Source organism: Vibrio agarilyticus, from assembly GCF_012641465.1.
In the GTDB taxonomy this organism is placed as follows: domain Bacteria; phylum Pseudomonadota; class Gammaproteobacteria; order Enterobacterales; family Vibrionaceae; genus Vibrio; species Vibrio agarilyticus.
Genome location: NZ_JABAIK010000064.1, coordinates 1 through 583, shown reverse-complemented (window position 1 = coordinate 583; position 583 = coordinate 1). Strand labels below are relative to the sequence as shown.

At 59.0% G+C, this 583-nt stretch carries 1 pseudogene; it reads left to right on the top strand.

Annotated features, from left to right (window positions below):
- Window positions 1-136: 136 nt before the first annotated feature.
- Window positions 137-583, top strand: a pseudogene (locus HGP28_RS19020) (reverse transcriptase domain-containing protein); the annotation flags it as partial.

Sequence of the window (583 nt, the reverse complement as noted above, 5' to 3'; positions counted from 1 at the left end):
GGAGAAGTCGGACTCGCTCATAGTAGCGGCGAAGCAGGCGAACAACCCGAAAGGAGCGGAGTCAGTGGAGCGAAGGAGCGGGGCCAAGGGGAACGCGGAACAGCCACACATGCGCCGGACACAGAGCCGGGAAAGCATGTCACAGAGGCTGTCACGCGTGCGGGAAGCTGCGAAGCAGCGGAAGAAAGAACGGTTTACAGCATTGTTCCACCTGCTGACAGTCGAAGCACTGGAAGCCGCATTCCTCTCCCTGAGCAGGAAAGCGGCCGCCGGAGTGGATGGCATCAGGTGGATGGACTACGCCGGAAACATGAAGAACAACATAACAGATCTGCACCGGAGGCTACATCAGGGCAGCTACAGGGCGCAGCCCGGCAGGCGTCACTACATCCCAAAAGCGGATGGAAAACAACGCCCGCTCGGCATCGCCTCGCTGGAGGACAAGATCGTCCAGTATGCGCTGGTGAAAATCCTGAACGCAGTCTATGAAAACGACTTTATGGGGTTCTCATACGGGTTCAGACCCGGGCGAAGCCAGCACGATGCACTGGACGCACTGGCCACAGGGCTGGTACGCACTAAC